Source organism: Vibrio sp. 2033 (genome assembly GCF_033339735.1).
The window spans coordinates 1-745 of record NZ_JAWOVC010000300.1; the positions used below are offsets into that span (position 1 = coordinate 1).

General features: G+C 45.9%; 1 protein-coding gene. It reads right to left on the reverse strand.

What is annotated here, in order from left to right; all coding sequences use genetic code 11:
• Positions 1-745: GTPase (locus R7P74_RS26210; RefSeq protein WP_318123567.1), on the reverse strand; the 745-nt coding region annotated here is incomplete at both ends.

Consider the following 745-nt stretch of genomic DNA (forward strand, 5'->3'; position numbering starts at 1 on the left):
TTTTAGCTTGATACGACGGCCACGAACCATTGGCGGTTGGTGATCATCAGTCGCCATCTTCATGATACGAGTCAAAACAGAGGTACCAACACGTGTCGTTGCCGACTTGTACGCTTCTTGGATAGACTCAAACAAGTGACCAACACCAGTACCGTGCAGTGCAGAAATAAAGTGAATACGAGCAAAGTCAACGAAACCTAGGCGGCGGTCTAGCTCTTTCTTCACGTTCTCTTTTACTTCGTTATCTAGACCATCCCACTTGTTTACCGCTAGTACGATTGAACGACCGGCGTTCAATGCAAAACCTAGCAGGCTCAAGTCTTGGTCAGAGATGTTTTCACGTGCGTCGATAACCAATAGCACTACGTTTGCGTCCTCGACGGCTTTCAACGTTTTAACAACGGAGAATTTCTCAACCGTTTCGTTAATACGACCACGACGACGTACACCCGCAGTATCAATGATTACATACTCACGGCCATCACGTTCCATAGGAATGTAGATTGAGTCACGAGTTGTGCCTGGCATGTCGTATACCACAACACGTTCTTCACCAAGAATACGGTTGGTTAACGTCGACTTACCAACGTTTGGACGACCAATGATTGCCAGTTTGATTGGCTGTTCTTGTAGACGTTGGAACTCCGCTTCCGCTTCTTCTTCGGTGTATTCATCTGGTGCAATTTCAGCATCTTCAAATTCTGTCAGATCTTCAATCTCACCTTCTTCTGATTCACTTGTTAGT